The sequence below is a fragment of the Enterococcus sp. DIV2419 genome (genome assembly GCF_051711865.1).
Lineage (GTDB): Bacteria > Bacillota > Bacilli > Lactobacillales > Enterococcaceae > Enterococcus > Enterococcus faecalis.
This window is the reverse complement of record NZ_JBIONS010000001.1, coordinates 1,677,680-1,701,122: the sequence shown is the minus strand read 5'-3', so window position 1 is coordinate 1,701,122 and position 23,443 is coordinate 1,677,680. Positions and strand designations below refer to the sequence as shown.

At 36.7% G+C, this 23,443-nt stretch carries 19 protein-coding genes, 1 pseudogene and 1 other annotated feature; of the genes and pseudogenes, 15 read left to right on the top strand and 5 right to left on the bottom strand.

Going from position 1 to position 23,443, the window contains the following annotated elements:
• Window positions 1-71: 71 nt before the first annotated feature.
• The 9 genes from IGI97_RS07970 to IGI97_RS07930 all read left to right on the top strand — a co-directional run bounded on the left by IGI97_RS07970 (window position 72) and on the right by IGI97_RS07930 (window position 10,972).
• Window positions 72-2,174 (top strand): heavy metal translocating P-type ATPase, encoded by a 2,103-nt coding sequence (locus IGI97_RS07970; RefSeq protein ID WP_002357707.1) that lies wholly within the window; start codon window positions 72-74, stop codon window positions 2,172-2,174.
• A 268-nt stretch (window positions 2,175-2,442) separates the two neighbouring features.
• On the top strand, window positions 2,443-2,886 hold the full coding sequence (gene zapA / locus IGI97_RS07965; protein ID WP_263306437.1) for a cell division protein ZapA: 444 nt from the start codon (window positions 2,443-2,445) through the stop codon (window positions 2,884-2,886).
• Between the two features lie 19 nt (window positions 2,887-2,905).
• Window positions 2,906-3,454: a CvpA family protein gene (locus tag IGI97_RS07960; protein WP_002357705.1), complete on the top strand. Its 549-nt coding sequence runs from the start codon at window positions 2,906-2,908 to the stop codon at window positions 3,452-3,454.
• Window positions 3,455-3,564: 110 nt separating this feature from the next.
• Window positions 3,565-5,931, top strand: a complete 2,367-nt coding sequence (locus IGI97_RS07955) for an endonuclease MutS2 (RefSeq protein WP_263307406.1) — start codon at window positions 3,565-3,567, stop codon at window positions 5,929-5,931.
• Between the two features lie 97 nt (window positions 5,932-6,028).
• The gene (gene trxA / locus IGI97_RS07950; RefSeq protein ID WP_002357703.1) at window positions 6,029-6,343 is read left to right on the top strand and encodes a thioredoxin; all 315 of its coding nucleotides are present in this window, start codon (window positions 6,029-6,031) and stop codon (window positions 6,341-6,343) included.
• Between the two features lie 164 nt (window positions 6,344-6,507).
• Entirely contained in the window at window positions 6,508-8,304 is a 1,797-nt protein-coding gene (gene uvrC, locus IGI97_RS07945; RefSeq protein WP_002366633.1) for an excinuclease ABC subunit UvrC, read from the top strand.
• A gap of 151 nt (window positions 8,305-8,455) precedes the next feature.
• Window positions 8,456-8,713: a DUF3884 family protein gene (locus IGI97_RS07940; protein ID WP_002369461.1), complete on the top strand. Its 258-nt coding sequence runs from the start codon at window positions 8,456-8,458 to the stop codon at window positions 8,711-8,713.
• 104 nt (window positions 8,714-8,817) lie between these two features.
• Window positions 8,818-9,717, top strand: coding sequence for an ABC transporter ATP-binding protein (locus tag IGI97_RS07935; protein WP_002357699.1), 900 nt, complete (start codon window positions 8,818-8,820; stop codon window positions 9,715-9,717).
• Complete coding sequence (locus IGI97_RS07930) at window positions 9,710-10,972, top strand: ABC transporter permease (protein ID WP_002357698.1); 1,263 nt, start codon at window positions 9,710-9,712, stop codon at window positions 10,970-10,972. Before IGI97_RS07935 ends, IGI97_RS07930 begins: the two co-directional genes overlap by 8 nt.
• 35 nt (window positions 10,973-11,007) lie before the next feature.
• Here IGI97_RS07930 and IGI97_RS07925 read toward each other — a convergent pair whose 3' ends face one another.
• Window positions 11,008-12,006, bottom strand: coding sequence for a LacI family DNA-binding transcriptional regulator (locus IGI97_RS07925; RefSeq protein ID WP_438738359.1), 999 nt, complete (start codon window positions 12,004-12,006; stop codon window positions 11,008-11,010).
• Window positions 12,007-12,146: 140 nt separating this feature from the next.
• Here IGI97_RS07925 and IGI97_RS07920 point away from each other — a divergent pair, with 140 nt between their 5' ends.
• Window positions 12,147-13,541: a 6-phospho-beta-glucosidase gene (locus IGI97_RS07920; protein WP_353973644.1), complete on the top strand. Its 1,395-nt coding sequence runs from the start codon at window positions 12,147-12,149 to the stop codon at window positions 13,539-13,541.
• Between the two features lie 25 nt (window positions 13,542-13,566).
• Here IGI97_RS07920 and IGI97_RS07915 read toward each other — a convergent pair whose 3' ends face one another.
• Window positions 13,567-14,073, bottom strand: a complete 507-nt coding sequence (locus IGI97_RS07915) for a hypothetical protein (RefSeq protein ID WP_002357693.1) — start codon at window positions 14,071-14,073, stop codon at window positions 13,567-13,569.
• Between the two features lie 259 nt (window positions 14,074-14,332).
• Here IGI97_RS07915 and abc-f point away from each other — a divergent pair.
• Window positions 14,333-15,688 (top strand): annotated as a pseudogene (abc-f, locus tag IGI97_RS07910) (ribosomal protection-like ABC-F family protein); the annotation flags it as partial.
• 40 nt (window positions 15,689-15,728) lie between these two features.
• On the opposite strand, the gene IGI97_RS07905 reads toward abc-f, so the two are convergent.
• Window positions 15,729-17,015 carry an NAD(P)/FAD-dependent oxidoreductase gene (locus tag IGI97_RS07905; RefSeq protein WP_002371192.1) on the bottom strand — a complete coding sequence of 429 codons (1,287 nt, stop codon included), beginning with the start codon at window positions 17,013-17,015 and terminating at the stop codon, window positions 15,729-15,731.
• 137 nt (window positions 17,016-17,152) lie between these two features.
• Here IGI97_RS07905 and gdhA point away from each other — a divergent pair, with 137 nt between their 5' ends.
• Together gdhA and IGI97_RS07895 are read left to right on the top strand one after the other, a co-directional pair.
• Window positions 17,153-18,499, top strand: coding sequence for an NADP-specific glutamate dehydrogenase (gene gdhA / locus IGI97_RS07900; RefSeq protein WP_002360402.1), 1,347 nt, complete (start codon window positions 17,153-17,155; stop codon window positions 18,497-18,499).
• Window positions 18,500-18,680: 181 nt separating this feature from the next.
• Window positions 18,681-20,030, top strand: coding sequence for a glucose-6-phosphate isomerase (locus tag IGI97_RS07895; protein ID WP_002357685.1), 1,350 nt, complete (start codon window positions 18,681-18,683; stop codon window positions 20,028-20,030).
• 65 nt (window positions 20,031-20,095) lie between these two features.
• Here the strand turns inward: IGI97_RS07895 and IGI97_RS07890 are convergent, their stop codons facing one another.
• Window positions 20,096-20,275: a hypothetical protein gene (locus tag IGI97_RS07890; protein WP_002357684.1), complete on the bottom strand. Its 180-nt coding sequence runs from the start codon at window positions 20,273-20,275 to the stop codon at window positions 20,096-20,098.
• Window positions 20,276-20,333: 58 nt separating this feature from the next.
• Complete coding sequence (nrdI, locus tag IGI97_RS07885) at window positions 20,334-20,777, bottom strand: class Ib ribonucleoside-diphosphate reductase assembly flavoprotein NrdI (RefSeq protein ID WP_002389303.1); 444 nt, start codon at window positions 20,775-20,777, stop codon at window positions 20,334-20,336.
• A gap of 209 nt (window positions 20,778-20,986) precedes the next feature.
• Window positions 20,987-21,034, top strand: a sequence feature (sodium ion sensor (DUF1646 type); this cis-regulatory element may regulate processes involved in with the transportation of sodium ions).
• A 116-nt stretch (window positions 21,035-21,150) separates the two neighbouring features.
• On the opposite strand from nrdI, the gene IGI97_RS07880 reads away from it, so the two are divergent.
• Both IGI97_RS07880 and IGI97_RS07875 read left to right on the top strand, forming a co-directional pair.
• On the top strand, window positions 21,151-21,474 hold the full coding sequence (locus IGI97_RS07880) for a V-type ATPase subunit F (protein ID WP_002381927.1): 324 nt from the start codon (window positions 21,151-21,153) through the stop codon (window positions 21,472-21,474).
• Window positions 21,464-23,443 (top strand): V-type ATP synthase subunit I, encoded by a 1,980-nt coding sequence (locus IGI97_RS07875; RefSeq protein ID WP_033595230.1) that lies wholly within the window; start codon window positions 21,464-21,466, stop codon window positions 23,441-23,443. The genes IGI97_RS07880 and IGI97_RS07875 overlap by 11 nt, the downstream gene beginning before the upstream one ends.

The following is a 23,443-nucleotide window of genomic DNA, read 5'->3' as shown; positions in this document are numbered from 1 at the left end:
ATAATGTATTCATGAAAGGTTATTCATGTAAACGGAATAATCGCTATTATATAGGGAGTGAAGGTGTTTAAATGCAAAAGAGTTATAAACTAGAAGGACTTGATTGTGCAAGTTGTGCAGACAAAATTGAAAAATCTGTCCAAAAAATTCACGGAGTAGAAAAAGCGCGTGTGGACTTCATGGCTGAAAAAATGACACTGGAAGTTGAATCAGGACATGATTTAGAAGTCGAAAATGAAGCGCGTGCAGTGATTGGTAAGTTAGAACCAGATGTCAAAGTTATTTCTTTAAAAGATGTCAAAGAAGAAGAGGGACGTAATCCAAATAAGAATCGCTTAATTCGTATCATTATTGCATTTGTTTTATTTTTAGCACTTATTATCATTAAACCAAGTAATAATTGGGTTGCTTTGGCGTCTTATTTAGTCGTTTATGTCTTAATTGGTGGCGACATTGTCAAACGAGCGGTAACGAATATTTTTCGCGGGGAAGTGTTTGATGAAAATTTCTTAATGTCTGTGGCAACGATTGGGGCATTCTTTATTGGGGAATATCCCGAAGCTGTGGCAGTAATGTTATTCTACCAAGTCGGCGAATGGTTCCAAAGTGCTGCGGTTGATCAATCCAGAAAATCAATTGCCAAATTAATGGATATTCGTCCAGATTCAGCAAATCTTTTAGTAAATGGACAAATAAAAGCGGTCGCTCCAGATACAATTGAAATTGGGCAACAAATATTAGTGAAACCAGGTGAAAAAGTTCCATTAGATGGTCAAATTATTGATGGATCAAGCATGGTAGATACCTCTGCGTTAACTGGTGAATCCGTTCCAAGAACGGTCAAAGTCGGCGATGAAATCTTAGGTGGTTTTATCAATAAAAATGGGGCCTTGACCATTAATGTTACGAAAAAATTTGGGGATTCAACAGTTAGCAAAATTTTAGATTTAGTTGAAAATGCTAGCAGTAAAAAAGCCCCTGCAGAAAACTTTATTTCTAAATTTGCTCGTTACTATACACCAGTTGTCGTTGTTTTAGCTGTCTTATTGGCAGTGATTCCACCATTTATTTTCCCTGATACTTCTATTAATGAATGGGTTTATCGGGCATTAACGTTCTTGGTTATTTCTTGTCCATGTGCCTTAGTCATTTCTGTTCCTTTAAGTTTCTTCGGTGGAATTGGCGGAGCCAGCAAACTAGGTGTTTTAATTAAAGGAAGCAACTATTTAGAAATTTTAGCGAATACGGAAACGATTGTTTTTGATAAAACTGGTACGCTAACAAAAGGAAATTTTGTGGTTCAAAACATAACTAGTGTTGTTTTACCTGAAGAAGAGTTGTTGCGTTTAACAGCAACAGCAGAACAATTATCCACTCATCCTATTGCTATTTCTATTAAAGAAAGCTATGGCAAAGAAACTGTTCCAGCAACAGCAATTGAAGAGGTTGCCGGACACGGTATCAAAGCCACAATTGAAGGCAAAACAGTTTTAGTCGGTAATGCGAAGTTAATGAAACAATTTGGTATCGAAGCACCAGAAGTGAAGGAAGCGGGAACTTTAATTTTTGTCGCTATTGATAATCAATTTGCAGGCTACTTAGTGATTGCGGATCAATTGAAACCAGATGCCATTTCAGCAATAAAAGAATTAAAAGCTGAAGGGGTCAAACAAACTGTTATGCTGACTGGAGACAATCAACAAGTTGCAGAAGCTATTGCAAAAGAAGTTGGTGTTGACAAAGTTTATGCAGAACTTTTACCAGATGGCAAAGTGGATCGTTTAGAAGAGTTGTTAAAAGCATCTTCACCTAAAAACAAAGTTGCCTTTGTTGGTGACGGTATGAATGATGCACCTGTTTTAGCCCGGGCTGATGTTGGGATTGCCATGGGTGGTTTAGGAAGTGACGCGGCAATTGAAGCAGCTGATGTGGTGATTATGAATGATGAACCAAGTCGTATCGCCTCTGCGATTAAATTATCAAGAAAAACATTGAGAATTGTTAAACAAAACATTATCTTTGCGATTGCTGTTAAAATCATTGTCTTGGTACTAGGTGCATTAGGCTTGGCTTCAATGCAAGCAGCAGTGTTTGCTGATGTTGGTGTAACTATTATCGCTGTTTTAAATGCTATGCGTTGTTTACGTGTAGAAAAGATGAAAGATAATAACTAAGCCTTAAAAAGTACAGCTGAGACGAACGTTTTTAGCTGATTATCAGGTTTTGAGCGTGGGACAAAAATCACTTTGACTTTTTGTTCCACGCTTTTTCTCCTACACAATTTCTATTCGTTCTTAAATTGCCAGAGTTCTTGTAAAGAAATCTTTAAATTTTTTGCTTTGTGGCATATAATAAGAGAGAATTTGTACGAAAATTGCGCTTCGCTTTTTTTTCATGGTACAATAAGCAAGAATGGATTGATTTACAGGAGGGAACCTCAACATGGCATCAAATGAAAAAACACGGTATAAAGCAATCATTGCAGACCATACGTATACAATTATTGGCCAAGAGTCAAAACAACATATGGATTTAGTCACAAAAATTGTCAACGAACAACTGGCGGAAATTAAACATCTTTCTCCGCAAACTGATACGGAACAAGCTTCTGTTTTATTAGCAATTAATGCAATTTCAGATCAACTAAAAAAACAAGAACATGCTTTAAAATTGGAAAAACAAGTAGCAGATTTAAAACAGAAAACCATTCGTTTGGCTGAATTAGAGAATCGTGTGCGCCGAATGGAAATTATCGAAGAAGAAGCACGGGATGTTTTGAAAAAGAATGGACAAGAAGATGTAGAAATTCATAATCATGTGGAAGCCCAACAAATTTTGAATGAAAATCGAAAACAGCAGATTCAAAATAAAGGTGTTTCGGAGTAGTTCCTGAAAGGATGACAAGATGTTAACAATACTTATTTTATTACTTTTAGCCTTTGGATTTTATACAGGAGCTAAACGAGGCTTGATTTTACAAGTGCTCTATTCGGTAGGTTACTTAATTTCATATTTTGTTGCTCGAACTTATTACAAAGAGGTCGCCTCTCATTTAGAATTGTATATTCCATATCCGTCGGTTACGCCAACGTCAAAGCTTGTCTTTTTTAATCAAGAGATTTCTTTAGACTTGGACAAAGCCTTTTATTCAGCGGTTGCGTTTTTATTATTGCTGTTTGCAGGCTGGTTGGTCGTTCGTTTTTTAGCGATCTTTTTACATGGATTAACATTTATTCCAGTTTTGAAACAGGTAAATGGACTATTAGGTGGCGTATTAAGTGTTCTTGTGTTATACGTGGGTCTTTTTCTAGTGTTAGCTACGGCGTCAATGATTCCGTCAGATATTGTCCAAAATCAGTTTCGATCAAGTGGCTTGGCACGAGGCATTGTAAAAAATACCCCAATTCTAACAAAACAAGCATATGAATTATGGGTTGAACCAATTACGAAATAAAGCTGAATGGGACTGAGATAGAGATAAGAAGTAAGTGAGCAAAGCGAAACTTCTTATGTTATGTCTCAGTCTTTTCAACAAATGAAAAAGTTAGAAAAGTAGGTGGAAAAATGAATCAGCGCATTCTATCAACATTAGGGTTTGATAAAGTAAAACAACAGTTGTTGCAATTTATTGTGACAGCTCAGGGGACAAACGAAGTTTCGGAATTATTACCGATTGCTGATGAAAATAAAATTCAATCATGGCTAAATGAAACACAGGATGGTTTAAAAGTTCAACGATTACGTGGTGGAATCCCCATTCCTAAATTAGAAAATATCCAACCACACATGAAACGGATTGAAATTGGTGCGGATTTAAATGGCATAGAATTAGCACAAGTAGGCCGTGTCTTGTCGACTACTTCAGAACTGACTCGTTTTTTTGATGAGTTAAGTGAAAATGAAGTGGATTTTGAACGTTTATATATGTGGCGAGAGCAACTAGAAGTTTTGCCTGAATTAAATCGCCAACTCAAACAAGCCATTGATGATGATGGCTACGTCACAGATGAAGCTTCGCCAGCCTTAAAGGCAATTCGGCAAAATATTCGACGTAGTGAGCAGACCATTCGAGAAGAACTAGATAGTATTATTCGTGGGAAAAACGCACGTTACCTTAGTGATGCCCTTGTTACTATGCGAAATGAACGCTACGTGATTCCAGTCAAACAAGAATATAAAAATGTTTTTGGTGGCGTGGTTCACGACCAAAGTGCTTCAGGACAAACCTTATTTATTGAACCTAAACAAATTTTAGAAATGAATAATCGTTTGCGACAACAACAAATTGCCGAAAGAAATGAGATTACTCGCATCTTGGCAGAACTGTCGGCCGAGTTGGTCCCTTATCGCCGTGAAATTACGCATAATGCTTATGTCATCGGTAAACTTGATTTTATTAATGCTAAGGCGCGACTAGGAAAAGAACTAAAAGCAGTTGTTCCAGAAATTAGTCAAGCAAATCATGTAGTTTTTAAACAAGCCCGGCACCCGCTATTGGATCCAGAAAAAGCTGTAGCCAATGACATTTTGATTGGAGAAGAATATCAAGCAATTGTGATTACAGGGCCTAATACCGGCGGGAAAACCATTACTCTGAAAACGTTAGGTCTTTTACAATTAATGGGTCAAGCTGGATTACCTATTCCAGTTGAAGAAGAGAGTAAAATGGGTATTTTTACAGAAGTATTTGCGGATATCGGGGATGAACAATCGATTGAACAAAGTTTAAGTACTTTCTCTTCACATATGACGAATATCGTGTCTGTCTTAAAGAAAGTCGATCATCAAAGTTTAGTACTATTTGATGAATTAGGTGCTGGGACAGATCCGCAAGAAGGGGCCGCTTTAGCGATTGCCATTTTAGATTCATTGGGTGCTAAAGGAGCCTATGTGATGGCAACAACCCATTATCCTGAATTAAAAGTGTATGGCTATAATCGAGCTGGAACAATCAATGCCAGTATGGAATTTGATGTAGATACCTTGAGTCCAACCTATCGTTTATTAATTGGCGTGCCTGGCCGAAGTAATGCTTTTGAAATTTCGAAACGTCTTGGATTAGACAACAGTATTATTGAAGCTGCAAAACAAATAATGGACGGTGAAAGTCAAGATTTAAACGAAATGATTGAAGACCTGGAAAACCGTCGCAAAATGGCCGAAACTGAATATTTAGAAGCTCGCCACTATGTCGATGAATCGGCCGCTTTGCATAAAGAACTGAAAGAAGCCTATCAAGTATTTTTTGAAGAACGAGAAAAAGAATTACAAAAAGCGCGGAAAGAAGCGAATAAAATTATTGCAGAAGCGGAAGAAAATGCGGAAACCATTATTTCTGATATTCGCAAAATGCAATTGGAAAGTGGCCAACAAGGTGGTGTCAAAGAACATCAGTTAATTGATGCGAAAACACAACTTTCTCAATTACACCATGAAGAAACCAAGCTTGCTAAAAACAAAGTGTTGAAGAAGGCCAAAGAACAGAAAAAATTAAAAGCTGGCGATGAAGTAATTGTCAATACTTACGGCCAACGAGGGACATTATTAAAAGACAACGGCAAAGGACAATGGCAAGTCCAATTGGGCATTTTAAAAATGAACGTCTCTGAAGAGGATATGACGCCTGTCGCTCCACAAAAAGAAGCAAAACCAAGAGTTACAACGGTTCGTTCTGCAGAAAGCAGTCATGTTGGCACACAACTAGACTTACGTGGCAAACGCTACGAAGAAGCATTGGCAGAAGTTGACCAATACATTGATGCTGCGATTCTAGCGGGCTATCCACAAGTAACCATTGTTCACGGCAAAGGAACAGGTGCATTAAGAACCGGAATAACGGAATTTTTAAAAAATCACCGCAGTGTGAAAAGCTATGAATTTGCGCCACAAAACCAAGGTGGTAATGGTGCGACTGTCGTAAAATTCCAATAAACAAGGACTTACAATAAGTAAGCAGAACACTCGCTATCTTAGAGATGACGTGTTATACTAAGCATGTAATAAGAGTAAAGAGTAGGAGGTTTGTGAAATGACACAAGCAATTACCGATAAAGATTTTGCAACAGAAACAGATGAAGGATTAGTCTTAATCGACTTTTGGGCAACTTGGTGTGGCCCTTGTCGTATGCAAGCACCCATCTTAGAACAATTATCTGAAGAATATGATGAAGACGAAGTGAAAATCGTCAAAATGGATGTGGATGAAAATCCTGCAACACCAGCAAGTTTTGGAATCATGAGCATCCCAACATTGCTATTGAAAAAAGATGGCGAAGTTGTTGAAAAAGCAGTCGGTGTTCATACAAAAGACCAATTGCAAGCAATGATTGCCAAACACTTATAAACGTTGATTAGTCATTACGAATAGTCTGATTCAGTCTGAAGAGAAATCATTAGCGATTGTCTTTTCAGGCTGTTTCTTTCGTACATAAAGTAGCGGCTTTTTTTGTTTAATTACAAAAAGAGGTGTATAATAGACGAAGCATTTTGTTAGAAAGGAAGTATCGTATGAACGAACGAATAAAAAATAAATTAGCACTGCTTCCTGATCAACCTGGTTGTTATTTAATGAAAGATAAAAACGGCACGATTATCTATGTTGGGAAAGCCAAAATTTTGAAAAACCGTGTCCGATCTTATTTTCGTGGTAGCCATGATACTAAGACAGAACGATTAGTCAGTGAAATCGATGATTTTGAATATATTGTGACAGAATCGAATATTGAAGCACTTTTATTAGAAATTAATTTAATCCATAAAAATAATCCCAAATATAACATCATGTTAAAAGACGATAAAACCTATCCTTTTATCAAAATCACAAACGAAAAATATCCTCGTTTAATGATTACTCGAAAGGTTTTAAAAGATAAAGCGTTATATTTCGGGCCATATCCAGATGTAAATGCAGCGAATGAAACAAAGAAACTGTTAGATCGGCTTTTTCCTTTGCGAAAATGTAATCCATCGCAAAAAACACCTTGTTTGTATTATCATTTAGGACAATGTCTGTGTCCCTATGCTTTTGATGTGGATCCGCAAGTCTACAAAGATATGGTGGAAGAGATTAAAGGGTTTCTCTCTGGTGGACATACAGAAATTCAGGACCGCTTACAAGAAAAAATGGCTTATGCAGCTGCACATATGGAATTTGAAAAAGCTGCAGAATTTCGCGATCAAATTAAAGCGATTGAAACAGTTATGACCCGCCAAAAAATGACGAATGTAGATTTAATTGATCGTGATGTGTTTGGTTATGCTGTTGATAAAGGCTGGATGTGTGTCCAAGTATTCTTTGTCAGACAAGGAAAATTAATCGAACGTGATGTATCGATTTTTCCATTTTATGATGATGCCAGTGAAGCATTTTTAACTTTTATTGGACAATTTTATCAAGAGAATGAGCATTTTGTGCCAAAAGAAGTCTTGATTCCTGATGACATTGATAAAGAAAGCGTCGAAGCTTTATTAGCTACGAAAATCTTGCAGCCGCAACGGGGAGAAAAGAAAAAACTGGTTAAATTAGCCAGTAAAAATGCTGCAGTTGCTTTAAATGAAAAATTTGATTTGATTGTACGGAAACAAGAACGAACAATTGGCGCAGTTGAAAAATTAGGCAATGCGATGAACATACCTGCGCCCATTCGAATTGAAGCATTTGATAATTCAAATATTATGGGAACCAACCCTGTTTCTGCGATGGTTGTGTTTATTGACGGACGGCCAGCTAAAAATGAGTATCGAAAATATAAAATAAAAACCGTCCAAGGTCCTGATGATTACGCTTCTATGAGAGAAGTCATTTATCGCAGATATTCACGAGTTTTAAAAGAAGGCTTGCCTTTTCCTGATTTAATTTTAATCGATGGTGGTAAAGGTCAAGTCGATGTTGCCAAAGATGTGTTAGCCAATCAACTAGGAGTCGATATTCCTGTAGCTGGATTAGCCAAGAACGACAAGCACAAAACGAGTGAACTTTTATTTGGTCCAAACTTAGAAGTTGTACCATTGGAAAGAAACTCACAAGAATTTTTCTTGTTGCAACGAATCCAAGATGAAGTCCATCGTTTCGCCATCACATTCCATCGTCAATTACGTAGTAAAAATAGTTTTGCTTCCAAATTAGATAACATTGAAGGCTTGGGACCGAAACGCAAAAAAAATCTTTTAAAAGAATTTAAATCGCTTAAAAATATTACGGCAGCCAGTGTTGAAGAATTAAGAAAAGCTGGGTTACCTGAAACTGTCGCAAAGAATGTGTATCGTCATTTGCATCAAGAAACAACCTCTGAGATAGAAAAATAAATGAAAATGAACCAGACCAATTAGGTGCTTTTCCTAATTTATCTGGTTTTTTTATTCAATTTTTTCATGAAAAGTTGAACTCTCAAGAAAATATGATAACGATTTCTTTCGTGATATACTAAAACTAACTTAAAAGAGAGGACGTCTGATCATGAAAATACTAACACCCGTTTATCAAATAAAATTTAAAAAAGTACCAAATCAATTACTGATTGATGAGCGTTTAATGAATGAATTGGGTACGTGGTTGAATCGTACAGGTCGAATTTGGGCCTGTCAATCATCAAAATCGGCAAAGGAATTTAAAAATACATTTTATGAAAGCACAGGATTGACCGCAAATGAAGTGCATATTTCTGCCGAGACGGATGGCCTTTTTCGCTTAGCAGAAAATAAAGCGTCTGATTAAAGTGCAACATCTTTCCATAACAATTGTCATTGACAAGCCAACACAGGAAAGATACGATATGAGTAACTAAACAGCGGTTTAGAAAAAGTGAAGGGGGCGTTTATGTGTTAGAGGTAAAAGAGTTAGTCAAAACCTTTGGGGATTTTAAAGCAGTTGATCATGTATCCTTTACGATACCGGACGGGAAAATTTTAGGATTAATTGGCCAAAATGGTGCCGGGAAAACAACTACGTTTCGCTTGATTTTAAATTTTTTAACACAAGATAGCGGGTCGGTTTTATGGAATGGTCAACCATTAAATGAAAAAGAGTACAATATTATTGGTTATTTACCAGAAGAACGGGGTTTATATCCTAAAATTACGATTGAAGACCAACTAATTTATTTCGCTTCGTTGCGGGGAAAAACTAAAAAAGAAATTGAACCTAAAATTGACTTTTGGATGGAAAAATTTCAAGTTAAAGGCAAAAAAACGGATAAAGTTAAATCTTTATCAAAAGGCAATCAACAAAAAGTTCAATTGATTGCGACACTTATTCATGAACCGAAGTTAATTATTTTAGACGAACCATTCAGTGGCTTGGATCCAGTTAATGCAGAATTATTAAAAGACGGCATTATTGAATTGAAAAATCAAGGTTCTTGTGTCATTTTTTCCAGTCATAATATGGACAATGTGGAAAAAATCTGTGACCATTTAGTCATGTTAAAAAATGGACGCATGGTTTTAGATGGTCAGGTTCATGAAATTCGACAACAATTTGGTCGAACAAAATTATTTTTAGAATCACCGTTATCTGTTGAGGAAGTTGCTGCTACAGCAGGTGTGAAAGAAGCACACTTGCGACAAGATGGCGTCTTAGAAGCGACATTAGAAAACGCTGAAGTGGGCAAAGTGTTGTTTGATAAAGCGACAGCCAACGGCTACATTCCAATGTTTAATCAACAACCACCAACATTGGAAGAAATTTTCAAAATGAAAGTAGGTGGGCAAGATGAGTAAATTTTGGATTATTGCGACTGATGTCTATAAGAAAAATGTGAAGTCGCTGTCTTTCTTAATCATGATTTTAGCGCCATTTCTTCTTGTAGGAATTGTTTACTTAGCGGGCTCTCTAGCTAGCGGTTTTTCAGGAGATACTACCATTGGTCTGGTTTCGGAAAATCAAGCGCTCGTTAAAGAGTTGACAAAGAATAAAACAGAGGACTTTTCTTTCAAAGCTGTTTCTTCTGAGAAAAAGGCCCAAGAACAATTAAAAGACGAGAAAATTGATGCCTATTTACTTTTGGACACTACAGATAATCAGATTTCTGGTCAGCTTTACTCTGAACGCTCTTTAGGAAATGCAACCGAGATGCTAATTCCTCAAATGTTAAACCAATTACAAACAATGGCGAATGCCAATCGTTTAAATCTAACAGCTGAGCAAGTTGCCATGTTGAATCAACAAGCAACATTTAAAAAAGCCAAAATTAGTTTTGATGAAAATGGTAAAATAAAAACAGGAGAAGATAACACAGGGATTCAAATGGCGTTAGCAATGGGGATAACAATTTTGTTATTTGTCTTCATCAGCAGTTATTCTTCAATTATTGCCCAAGAGATTGCTTCTGAAAAAGGCACTAGAATCATGGAAGTTATTCTCTCTAGTACAAAAGCGCAAACCCATTTTTATGGCAAATTAACTGGGGTTATTCTAGTAGCTTTAACACAAATTTTTATTTACGGAGTGGCGTTTGTTCTCGGCTATTCTCAATTGAAAAATCTTGATTTTATGAAAAGTCTATTAAGTGGTATTTCACCACAAAGTATTTTTTCATCAACCTTTATTTTTACATTAGGCTTTTTCATTATTGGTATTCTCGTTTTTGCTGTTTTGGCAGCACTTTGTGGTTCTCTTGTTTCCAAACCAGAGGATACAGCAAAAGCAGTTCAGCCCATCATGTATATTGGTTTAATCGGTTATATGATTGGCATTACGTTTGGAACGAATGATCCACAAAATATCGTGGTGAAAGTAACTTCCTTTATTCCGCTGATTTCGTCATACATCATGCCAGTACGCTTGGCGACCGAAACGGCATCAACAATGGAAGCAATTGTCTCATTAGTGATTTTGGCAGTCTTTGGAATTATTTTAACAATCTTCTCTGCTCGTTTATACAAATCAAACGTTCTTGTATACAGCGAAGGCGGCATGATTCAATCCTTAAAACAGTCAATTTCTATTTTAAAAAATGAACAAAAGCATAAATAATTTTTGTTTAACTCTAAAAAGACCCGGTAAATCAGTCAAAGTGACTGATCTGCCGGGTCTTTTTTAGGCACCGTTCGTCGTTCAACTAGACGAACGGTTAATTTTTTTTCAGGAATCTTCGTCTGATTTAATTGGTTGTATAGGTAAATAAATGAGTTTTCGGCTTGATACTGAATGGCATAATCAACAGTCGTAATATGCATCAATTCACTGACATAACTATTATCAAAGCCAATGACAGCGACATCGCGAGGAACGGCATAATTTAGATTTTCAAGTTCTGAAATAAACTCAGCTGCTACGTGATCATTATAAAAGGCCAAAGCTTCTGGCTTGTCGGTTAATTGTTGCCAGTAATGGGCAATTTTGCGACCAGAATGGTTAGTATACTGATCATTAATCAGCCACTCAGCTTGCCAAGGTGCCTGAGTGTTTTCATAAAAATCTTTCATTGCACGTTTTCGTGCGTGCGTGTTTAAGTTTTCGGGATTACCGAGGACATGACCAATTTTTTGGTATCCTTGTTGTTGTAAATATTCTAAGGAACGATAATAACCAGAGTAATGATCAATGTAGGAAGAGTATATATTAGGTGAATCGATACGATGCCAGGTTGCTAAAGGACCATACGCGCTGTATGGCTCAATCACCGACCATTCATTTGTTCGTGTCAATAAAAACAAGCCATCTAATTGTTTGTATTTTAATTGGTTCAAGGCATCAATTTCTTTCTGCTGATCGCCATCTGTAAAAAATAAGGTTACGGAATAATTGTATTTTTTGGCAATTGAAATAAAGCGATTCAAGAGAATACCTAAGGAACCTAAATAGCTAGGGGCTAAAAAGCCAATGGTTTTTGTGGCACCTGCTCGTAAATTCCGCGCCACATAATTCGGGGTATAATTTAATTCTTTCATTGCTTTGAGAATTTTTTCTTGACTATCGGTACTCACATATCCTTTTCCAGAAATTAAGCGAGAAACAGTCGATTTCGAGACACCGGCAACTTTTGCTACATCAATGATAGACGTCATTTTTACCTCCAAAGTGGAATGTATTCTTATAAGAAGTATAGCATAAATTTTTTTGAAAATAGTACTTGACATGGGAACATTCCCATAATTTATCCTAAAGATGTAAACGATAACAATTTTTTCAAGGAGGAAGAAGACGGATGACAAGAGGAGCATTAAAAATTGCAACAATTGGTGGCGGTTCTAGTTATACACCTGAATTAATTGAAGGATACATTAAAAGAAAAGATGAACTGCCAATTAAGGAAATTTGGTTAGTCGATATTGAAGCTGGTAAAGAAAAATTGGAAATCGTTGGGGCAATGGCGAAGCGCATGATTAAAGCTGCTGGTTTAGATTGGGAAGTTCATTTAACATTGGACCGTGAAGCAGCCTTAAAAGGGGCGGATTTTGTTTCAACACAGTTTCGTGTAGGATTATTAGATGCTCGCATTAAAGATGAACGGATTCCTTTGTCCCATGGAGTATTAGGCCAAGAAACAAATGGCGCGGGAGGAATGTTTAAAGCATTTCGAACAATTCCTGTCATTTTAGCTATTATTGACGATATGAAACGCCTTTGCCCAGATGCTTGGTTAGTGAATTTTACTAATCCAGCTGGAATGGTTACGGAAGCTGCAATTAAACATGGCGGTTGGAAAAAAACAGTTGGCTTATGTAATGTGCCGATTGGTCATAGAAAACAAGCGGCCGAAATGCTGGGAATTCCAGAAGAAGACTTATTCTTTAAATTTGCTGGAATTAATCATTTCCATTGGCACCGCGTTTGGGACAAAGAAGGACAAGAGCGAACACAAGAACTCATTGATTTAATTTACGGACCTAAGCAAGAGCAAGAAAGTCATTTGAAAAATATTTTTGATGCGCCGTTCCATTATGAACAGTTAAAAGATTTAGGAATGTTACCATGTGGTTATCATCGCTATTATTATATTGAAGATGAGATGTTGAAGCATTCCATCGAAGAGTATGAACGGGGCGAAACAAGAGCACAAGTGGTTAAAGAAACGGAAGGTCGTTTGTTTGAATTGTATAAAGATCCCAAACTAGATTACAAACCAAAAGAATTAGAAGAACGGGGCGGCACACACTATAGCGATGCAGCTTGTGAAATGATTGCATCAATTTATAATGATAAACGAACGGATATGGTTGTTTCTACTGAAAATAATGGGACAATTACTGATTTACCGTATGATTGTGTTGTAGAAGTATCTGGACCTGTGACAGCTCATGGCCATGAACCTTACAACTGGGGGGCCTTTCCGCCAGTAGCAAGAGGAATTATTCAAAATATGAAAGCTATGGAAGAAACGGTTATTCGAGCAGCCATCAATGGTGATTACGGCGCAGCATTGCATGCTTTCACTATTAATCCATTAGTTCCTGGCGGCGTCATGGCGAAGACCTTGTTGGACGAATTATTAATTGCCCACAAAGCGCATTTACCGAATTTTGCAGATGCGATTAATAAAATTGAAGAAACACAACCAGAAACAGTCACATATGTGGCCGAATTAATGAAAAGTAATTAAAAAATATCGCACGCTAAAGATTCGTTTAGTGTGCGATACTTTTTTTAGAATAGGAAGCAAAGGATTCCGTTTTTTTCTTGACAGTAAAATGATAGGTTTGTTGCCGGAACAGCCACTGAATACCAGAGTAAATTAAAATTTCAGCAATAATAAACGTCGAAAGTTTCTGTGCGGAAAGGAATAATAGCGTTAAAATTAAAAATAAGACGACACAGGTATAAAAAACGTGTTGCAATTTTTTAGAATTGATAATCGTGATTTCTTTGGTATCTTCAGTAACTTCAATGCGCCGATAAAATTGGAACCAGCCTTCATAGAACGTTAAAACATCTCCAGGATCAGCCTCAATTTCAATAGGTACATTAGTAAAAAGTTTCCCTTGATGCACACCATTTTTATAAAATGTAAAATAGCGTAACGCGCCCCAAGCTGATGTTTTTCGTGTCAATGTAATCTTCATGGTTTTCACCTCCGTTTTTATTTTGCCATAGTTTCGGTAAAATTGTATCCTACTAAAGTCCGATTCTCTCATTTTAGGGTCAGAATTGACAAAAGAAAGCAGAGGTGTTAATGTGGGAGTAATTAAACGAGGAGGTATAATTGTATGTTGGCATCTATCAGAATTTGGATTGACTTTTTGACAAAATAAATTGAATAAATCTTATCAAAAAGTCTGAAATTAAAATTCATGGGTGACGTGTGTACTTTTATACGAAACTACAAGGATAGCGATTAGGCTGTCCTTTTTTGCGTACCCAAGATTCTTTCGTTTCAGAAATGAAAGAAGAGGGCAAAATGAAAAAATTGGGATTATTGGTAAAAACGGCGCAGGAAAATCAACACTGCTCAATTTAATTATGGGTAAGATTCAATCAGACAAAGGAAAAGTTCAAAGATTGAACGACTTTCATTACTTGGCACAAGTAGCTGAAGAAATAACGAATGAACCAGAGAAAACTGACAAAAACTGTTTGCTAAATCAGAAAAATCAAAAACTAAGTGGTGGCGAAAAAGTCCAAAAACGCTTAGTAACATTATTTTCAGAGTATCCAACCGGGGTTATTTTAGATGAACCAACTACACATTTAGATAAAGAACATCGTCAGTTGTTAGTGGCAGATTTAACGTATTATTATGGGACCGTTTTGTTTGTTAGTCATGATCGCTTTTTCTTGAATCAATTAGCAGAGAAAATTTGGGAAGTTTCGGATGGACATGTCAAAGAATATTTAGGAAACTACGATGCCTATTGTTGTCAAAAAGAATTGGAACAGCAAACACGATATAATGTCTATCATCAGTATCAAAAGGAAAAGAAAAAATTACAGGAATCTTACACAAAGAAACAAGCACAAGCGCAAAAATCTAGTCATGTTTCAAAAAAACAAAAGCAAATTAAACCTAGTCGTTTAGCTGGTTCTAAACAAAAAGATACCGTACAAAAAGCACTCCAAAAACAAGCGAAAGCGATTAATGCCAGAATTGACAGATTACCCGATGTTGCGCAAGCAAAACAAGAGCGAAAAATTATTTTTCCTACTAATAATCAGTTCTCTTTATACAATCCATATCCAATTAGAATTGAAAATTTAACTTTCGCTTATGAGAATCGAACAATTCTTAACCAAGTGAACGTTCAAATTCCTTTAAACGAAAAAATAGCACTTTGTGGAAAAAATGGTGCTGGGAAGAGTACCTTCCTTCAACAAATTGAAGCCCGTCACCCGGCCATTTACTTTTCTCCCAAAGTCCGGTTAGGAACGTATTATCAATTAGATTATCGATTAAAAAATGATGAACCACTGTTGACTTATTTATTGAAGCGGACAAATTATTCTGAAAAGATTGTGCGTTCACTTTTATATCGGCTAGGTTTTCAACAAGAAAATTTACAGACAAAGATATCTTCTCTAAGTGGTGGCGAAGCCATAAAAATTACTTTGGCTCAATTGTTTATAGAACCAAATAATATTATCTTATTGGATGAACCCACCAATTTTCTTGATTTAGAGACAATCCAAGCACTTGAAGAATTTATAAGTGCCTATCAAGGAACAGTAATTTTCACCTCGCATGATGAAACGTTTGTGGAAAAAGTAGCCACCCGCACTATTTATTTAGAAAACGGGAAAATTATTGATAAATAAAAAAAGAAAACAAAAAGTCGCTATTTTAGCGACTTTTTGTTTAGACTTCTTCAATTGGTAAATAGGTGTATTCTGCAATTTCTGCGGCATGGGAGCCAGCAACATGTCCAGTGACAAATGCAGCTGTAACATTGTAGCCTCCAGTATAGCCATTAATATCTAAAAGTTCACCAGCAAAAAATAAACCATTGACTAATTTGCTCTCCATTGTTTTAGGGGTCACTTCTTTGAGGGAAATCCCACCGCCTGTGACAAAAGATTTTTCCAAAGGCAATGTTTTCGTAACAGTGAACTGAAAGTCTTTCAGTAGTTCCACAAAGGAAAGACGTTGCTTTTCTGTTAGTTGTTTGGCAGGCACTTCTTCAATTGCTAGTTTCTCTAGATAAAAAGTGAGCAGACGTTCTGGTATTAAAGAATGAAAGGCATTTTTTGCCACTTTATTTGGCTGTTCCTCAATCATGTAATCAACATTTTTCAGCACTTCTTCAAAAGATTTTGTCGGAAACACATCCAAGGCTACCGTGACAGGTTGATTGCCGTTGCGAGTTAATTCTTGGTTAATAAAACTAGAACAGCGGAGCGCGGCAGGTCCTGAAATGCCAAAATGTGTAAACAGCATATCCATTTGATGATTAACTAAAGGTTTTCCTTTTTGGTTCAAAACAGTTAAATTAACATCTTGTAAAGAGAGACCTTGCAACGTTTTATCAAGGATAAAAGGTTCTTCAGAAATAACAGGCGATTCGGTAGGGTAGAGCGGGCTGATGGTATGCCCCATTTTTTTGGCTAGTTTATAGCCATCACCAGTTGCTCCTGTGGAAGGATAAGTGCGGCCGCCAGTTGTTAATACAACACACGGTGCATAAATTTTTTCCAGTTCGGTTTCAACGCCAATTATTTGATCGTCTTTTCGTAGTAATTTTGTGACCTGTGTTTTTGTAAAAACAGTGACTCCTAATTCGTTAATGCGGTTAAATAGCGCATCAACAATTGACTTCGATTTATCTGTAACAGGGAACATGCGTCCGTGATCTTCTTCTTTTAAGTGAATACCATTGGATTCAAAAAAGTTCATGATATCATAGTTATCAAATTGTGAAAATGCGCTGTATAAAAATTTTCCATTCCCAGGAATAAATGAAATGATTTCTTCTGCGGGCCGATTATTGGTTACATTACAGCGGCCGCCACCAGTCATTAATAATTTTTTCCCAACACGGCGATTTTTTTCAATCAATAATACTTGAGCACCAGCTTCTGCGGCCGCAATCGTGGCCATCATACCACTCGTCCCAGCACCGACAATAATTACATCAAATTTCTTCATAGTTCTCCTCCAATTCAATAGGTAGTGTACCATAATTACGGGATTTTTTCTGGATTTAAGGAAAAAATAAACGTTTGACTATGGTAATTTTTGAATTTTCAGTTAAAATAAACCTATAACAATGAGAGGATGATTAAATGGACGCAAAACAATATGTTAAAAATATTCAAGAAAAGATTCACCAATTAGACCAAGGTCAAACAGAATATTTACAAGCAGTCGATGAGTTTTTACCAACCGTAGAAGGTTTTTTAGAAAAAAATCCTCAATACATTGAAGCAAATGTTTTAGGTGTCTTGATTGAACCTGAACGTATTTTTCAATTTCGTGTGCCGTGGCAAGATGACCAGGGCAACTGGCATGTGAACAGAGGCTATCGTGTCCAATATAATTCAGCGATTGGACCATACAAAGGTGGTTTGCGGTTTCATCCAAGTGTGAATTTAAGTGTGATGAAGTTTTTGGCCTTTGAACAAATTTTTAAAAATAGTTTAACTGGTTTGCCAATCGGTGGCGGCAAAGGTGGTAGTGATTTTGATCCAAAAGGTAAGTCAGATGCTGAAGTGATGCGCTTTTGTCAAAGTTTCATGACCGAACTTCAAAAACATATTGGTCCAAGTACAGATGTTCCAGCAGGCGATATTGGCGTAGGCGCTCGTGAAATTGGTTATTTGTTTGGCATGTATAAACGCTTGCGCAACTATGATGCAGGAGTGTTGACTGGCAAACCTTTAGGATACTGGGGAAGCCAAGCAAGAACAGAAGCGACGGGTTATGGAACGGTTTATTTTGTTAAACATTTATTAGCAGATAAAAACGATACGTTTGAAGGCAAAAAAGTCGCTGTTTCTGGTAGTGGGAATGTCGCAATTTATGCCATGGAAAAAGCAACTGAGCTAGGCGCCACAGTAATCACATGTTCCGATTCGTCTGGTTTTGTCTATGATCCAGAAGGAATTGATGTGGCGTTAGTAAAAGAACTAAAAGAAAAAAATCGTGAACGCATTTCAAAATATGTTGAAACACGTAAAGGCGCAACTTATTATGATAAAGAATCTGTTTGGGATTTCGAAACAGCGTATGACATTGCGTTACCATGTGCAACACAAAATGAAATCAACGAAAAGCAAGCCGCTATTTTAGTGAAAAACGGAGTGAAAGTCGTGGCAGAAGGCGCAAATATGCCTTGTACACTAGAAGCAGTCGCCGTTTTTGCTAAATCAGCTGTAATTTATTGTCCAGGCAAAGCCGCTAATGCAGGTGGTGTTGCGGTTTCTGCATTAGAGATGAGCCAAAATGCTGAACGTTTAGCTTGGTCCTTTGAAAAAGTTGACGGTATGCTAGATCAAATTATGCAAAACATTTATGAGACTTGTCGTGATACAGCTAACGAATATCAGGCACGAGATAACTTTGTTTTAGGTGCGAATATTGCTGGCTTTGAAAAAGTAGCGGCAGCGATGCTAAGTCAAGGACTCGTTTAATAACAAAAAATGCTAGGATTTCCTAGCATTTTTTATTGATTTGTTTGATTAAGAGAATAAATATCTCTAATTAAATAGTTAAAATTAAACAATTGGTCTATCCAAAAGAATTTGCTTGAAAAAATGTCTAAAAACACGTAAAGTATACATGTAGTAAGTTTACTTTCGAGGAGGAAAAGGAATGTCACACATTCAATTAGATTATTCCAAATTAGCACCATTTGTTGCTGACCATGAATTGGAATACATGCAAACACAAGTCACTGCAGTGGACAAAGCATTACGTGAAGGTACAGGAGCTGGTAATGATTTTACTGGCTGGATTGATTTACCAGAAAACTATGACAAAGAAGAATTTGCGCGCATTAAAAAAGCAGCAGCAAAAATTCAATCTGACTCTGAGGTATTAGTAGTCATTGGTATCGGTGGTTCATATTTAGGTGCCCGTGCAGCAATTGAATTTTTGACACATTCATTTAATAATCTATTATCAAAAGAAGAACGGAAAGCGCCACAAATCTTCTTTGCTGGAAATAGCATCAGCTCAACTTATTTAGCTGATTTAATCAATGTGATTGGTGATCGTGATTTTTCTGTCAACGTTATTTCAAAATCTGGAACGACGACAGAACCAGCGATTGCTTTCCGCGTCTTTAAAGAGTTATTAATTAATAAATATGGCAAAGAAGAAGCCAATAAACGTATTTATGCGACAACCGACCGTGCTAAAGGAGCAGTAAAAGTTGAAGCTGATGCGGAAGGTTGGGAAACATTTGTGATTCCTGATGATGTGGGCGGCCGTTTCACTGTTTTAACGCCAGTAGGTCTTTTACCAATCGCTGTTAGCGGTGCGGATATTGATCGTTTAATGGAAGGTGCAAATGATGCACGTAAAGAATACGGCGCAACGAGCGACTTAAAAGAAAACCAAGCCTATCAATATGCTGCGTTACGTAACATTTTATATCGTAAAGGTAAAACAACTGAAATGTTAATTAACTATGAGCCTGGTATGCACTATTTCTCTGAATGGTGGAAACAATTATACGGTGAATCAGAAGGAAAAGATGGCAAAGGTATTTTCCCAGCAGCCGCAGACTTTTCAACTGACTTACATTCTATGGGTCAATATGTTCAAGAAGGTATGCGTAACTTATTTGAAACAGTGGTTAAAATTGAAAATCCACGCCATAGCATTTCAATTCCAGAACAAAATGAAGATCTAGATGGCCTAGGCTATTTACAAGGAAAAGAAATTGACTTCGTCAATACAAAAGCGTTCGAAGGTACGTTGCTTGCTCACACAGATGGTGGTGTGCCAAACATGATCGTTAAAGTGCCAACAATGGATGCTTATTCATTAGGTTATGTTATGTACTTCTTCGAAATTGCGGTGGGTATCTCAGGTTACTTAAATGGGGTTAATCCATTTGATCAACCAGGTGTTGAAGCTTACAAACGCAACATGTTCGCTTTATTAGGTAAACCAGGTTTTGAAGAATTAGCAAAAGATTTAAATGCACGTCTATAATTTGTAAATAACAGAAGAAAAGAGCCAGAAACACTTACGTTTCTGGCTCTTTTCTTCTGTTTAAATTATTTTTCCAATGGTTCGTTCCATTTTTTAGGACTCCAAATGGTTCCTTCCAATGCAACTTGAAGACTTTCATTATCATCTTCTAATTGTTCAATATATTTGATGGTTTCCTCGATAATAAAAGAATTGGGTTCTTCGCTGATTGACTGAAGTTGTTCTGCTAACCATGTATTTCTCATTTTTCTTCACCTCAAAATGTAGTCTATCATAGGTGAGCTTTTTAGTAATGAAACTTGCTTATTGGTTTTCCTTTAAAATAGCATAAATTCGTTCAATATCCGCTTGGGTACCTCTTAATTCATAGTCAGCTAAGAAGGGGAAGTTAAATTGTTCCGCATACTGTTTAGCTGTCAGGCAGTATTGGTGGTTAAAGTTTTTATTGCCGCTGCCCACCACGCCAGAGCAATAACGATAATTATTTTCAAAAGCAAGATATTCTCGCATGACTTCTGTTAAAATTTCGGTATTGCCGTTGTTGATGCCATCGCCACCATCTAAATAGGTAGGCACAAAGGTAAAAAATGGTTCTGTTTCTACTTCTAACGGAGAATTTTCCGAAATTTCTTTGAAAGTAATCGTAGGATTTTTTTCGTTTTGCTGATGTTGCTCTTCAGCATAAGTTGTTAAACGTTGAACAAATGAGCGTGTATTACCAGAGATTGAAATATATCGTATATTCATCAGAGATCCCTCCAAATAAATTTAATTGTTTACGTAAGTATAGCACATCTATGTGAAAAAAATTCAAGATCAATAATTATAAAGCAAAAAAAAATAATGCCTCTTTATTACCTATTATAAAAGTGAAAATTTGTTATTTTAATTCATTTGGGTAAGTATTGAATTTTGCGAAAAACTTTGCTAAGATGGTAGAGTATTGAATAAAGAATGGTTGGGCGAAAGCTTCAAGGATTCAGTTCTTCAAGGGGTGAGAAGAACAATTTTTGAGTTTGCGCCTTTTTGCATACCTAAAACAAAAGGGCTGAGCGTATCTCTATTTCGCTAGTCCTTTTTCTTATATGCTAAAGGTGTAAAAACTAAGGAGGTGGAGACAATGGTACAAGAAGTACTAGAGCAAATCAAGGCAGCGGAAGATGCGGTGGAAGAGCATCGGCAACAAGCTAAGATGAATTGTCGTTTATATGAAGAACAGAAGCAAGAACGTTTAGCTGAACTACGTCAAGAGAGTGAAGAAGCTGTTGAAAAAGTGCTGACGGATTCACTAGCAACGCAAGAAAAGATGTTACAACTTGAAAAAGAACAACTTTTAGATGAAACAAAGCGCACTGAACAAGCGCTTCACGAACGTTACGAAGCGAACAAAGAACAAGTCATTGATTCAATTATTGAGAGGGTGAAAGACGTTTATGGCAGTTAGTAAAATGGAAAAAATGACAATAATTGCCGCTGCCGAAAAAGAAGCAGCAATTCTACAAGCCATTCAAGGCTTGCAAATTGTCGAAGTAAAACGGATTTTTCATTCGCCTGAAGAAGAACAAGCCTTAAAGAGTCAATATTCTTTTTTACAAGCAGAACAGTCAACTGAACAGCTACGTAAATATGAAACGATGCTACAACAATTGCAAGAGCTTCTTTTATTTTTGACACGCTCTTCAGGAAAAGGCTTAAAGATAAAAAGAAAAGTCTATACCTTAGAAGAGTTGGAACAAACCTTTGATGAAAAAACATTACAAAGCTATTTGACGGAATTAAAGAATATTCAAGAATCTTTGAAACAAATTCAAACGGATCGTCAAGGGTTAGAAGCCGAAGAAGAATTATTAGGCCGCTGGCAATATCTGGATATTTTACCGCATAAACAACAGTTAAAAAGTAGTTATGTCGTTCATGGTTCGATAAATCTAGCCAATAAAGCCAGTTTCTTGAGCGCTTTGTCTCAATGGCCAACGGTTTATTTTGAAGAAATTTATCAAAGTATGCATCATAGTTACTTTACACTCGTTTACCTGAAGGAACATCAGCAGAGTGTAACCGAGTTATTAAACCAATATAGTTTTGAACCACTCCAATACCGTTATGATGTTCCACCTAAAGAGGCATATCAACAAGTCAAAGAACGATATGAAATTTTACAAAAAGAAGAAAAAGCCTTAAAGCAACAACTGGCTTCTTATCATGATTTTTATGAAACGTTTTGTTTGGCTGAAGAAGTCTTATTGGCGGTTATCCAAAGAGAACAAGCACGTCAACATTTGTTAAATGCTTCATCATTTTTCATCTTGCAAACGTGGATTCCGGTCGAAGAAAAAGCCGAGATTTTGACAGCGATTGAAGAAAAAGTTCCTAAGGACGAAATAGCTCTTACTTTTGAAAATCCTACGAAGGCGGAAATTGAGACGGATATACCAGTTAAACTAGCGAATAATAAATTGGTGCAGCCGTTTGAAATGTTAACAGAGATGTATAGCTTACCAAAATATGAAGAAGTTGATCCGACACCTGCGATGATGCCGTTTTATCTAGTCTTTTTTGGCATGATGGTAGCGGATATTGGCTATGGCTTACTGATGCTACTCTTGTCTATTATTGCTCTGAAAGCATTTGTTTTACCGAGAGGCATGAAACGTTTTGCCGACTTTTTCTTGATTTTATCATTTCCAACAATTATTTGGGGCTTCATTTACGGTTCGTTTTTTGGTGCAGCATTACCGCCAACAATGTTTGGAATCAAATCACCATTTCCGATTTTATCAACGACCGAAGATGTAAATACGATTCTTATTTTATCGGTTATTTTTGGGTTTATTCAATTGGTTGTCGGTTTAATGATCAATGGGATTCAGTTATCAAAACAAAAGCGCTATTTAGATAGTATTAACGAAAGTTACGCTTGGTTAGGGATTTTGTTTGGTTTAGCATTGTTAGTCGTTGGTAAATTAGTGGTTAAAAATGAAGGCTTATTTACAGCAGGTGCGATTTTAGCTAGCCTTTCTGCCATTGCAATTATTGTGATTCCAATGATTCAATCGAAGGCCAAATTAAAAGGCTTAGCCAAAGGACTGTATGGACTATACGGTGTGACAGGTTATGTCGGTGATTTAGTTAGTTATACACGTTTGATGGCGTTAGGAATTGCTGGGGGAAGTATTGCTTCAGCGTTTAATATGCTCGTAGAGTTCATGCCGCCAGTTGCCCGTTTTAGCGTGGGCATCTTGCTGTTAATTGTTTTACATGCGTTAAACATATTCTTATCGTTATTAGGTGCTTATGTTCATGGCGCACGTTTGCAATATGTTGAGTTCTTTGGAAAATTTTACACAGGCGGTGGCCGGGCGTTTAATCCGCTAAAAACAAAAGAAAAGTATGTCAATGTTGAGAAAAAATAG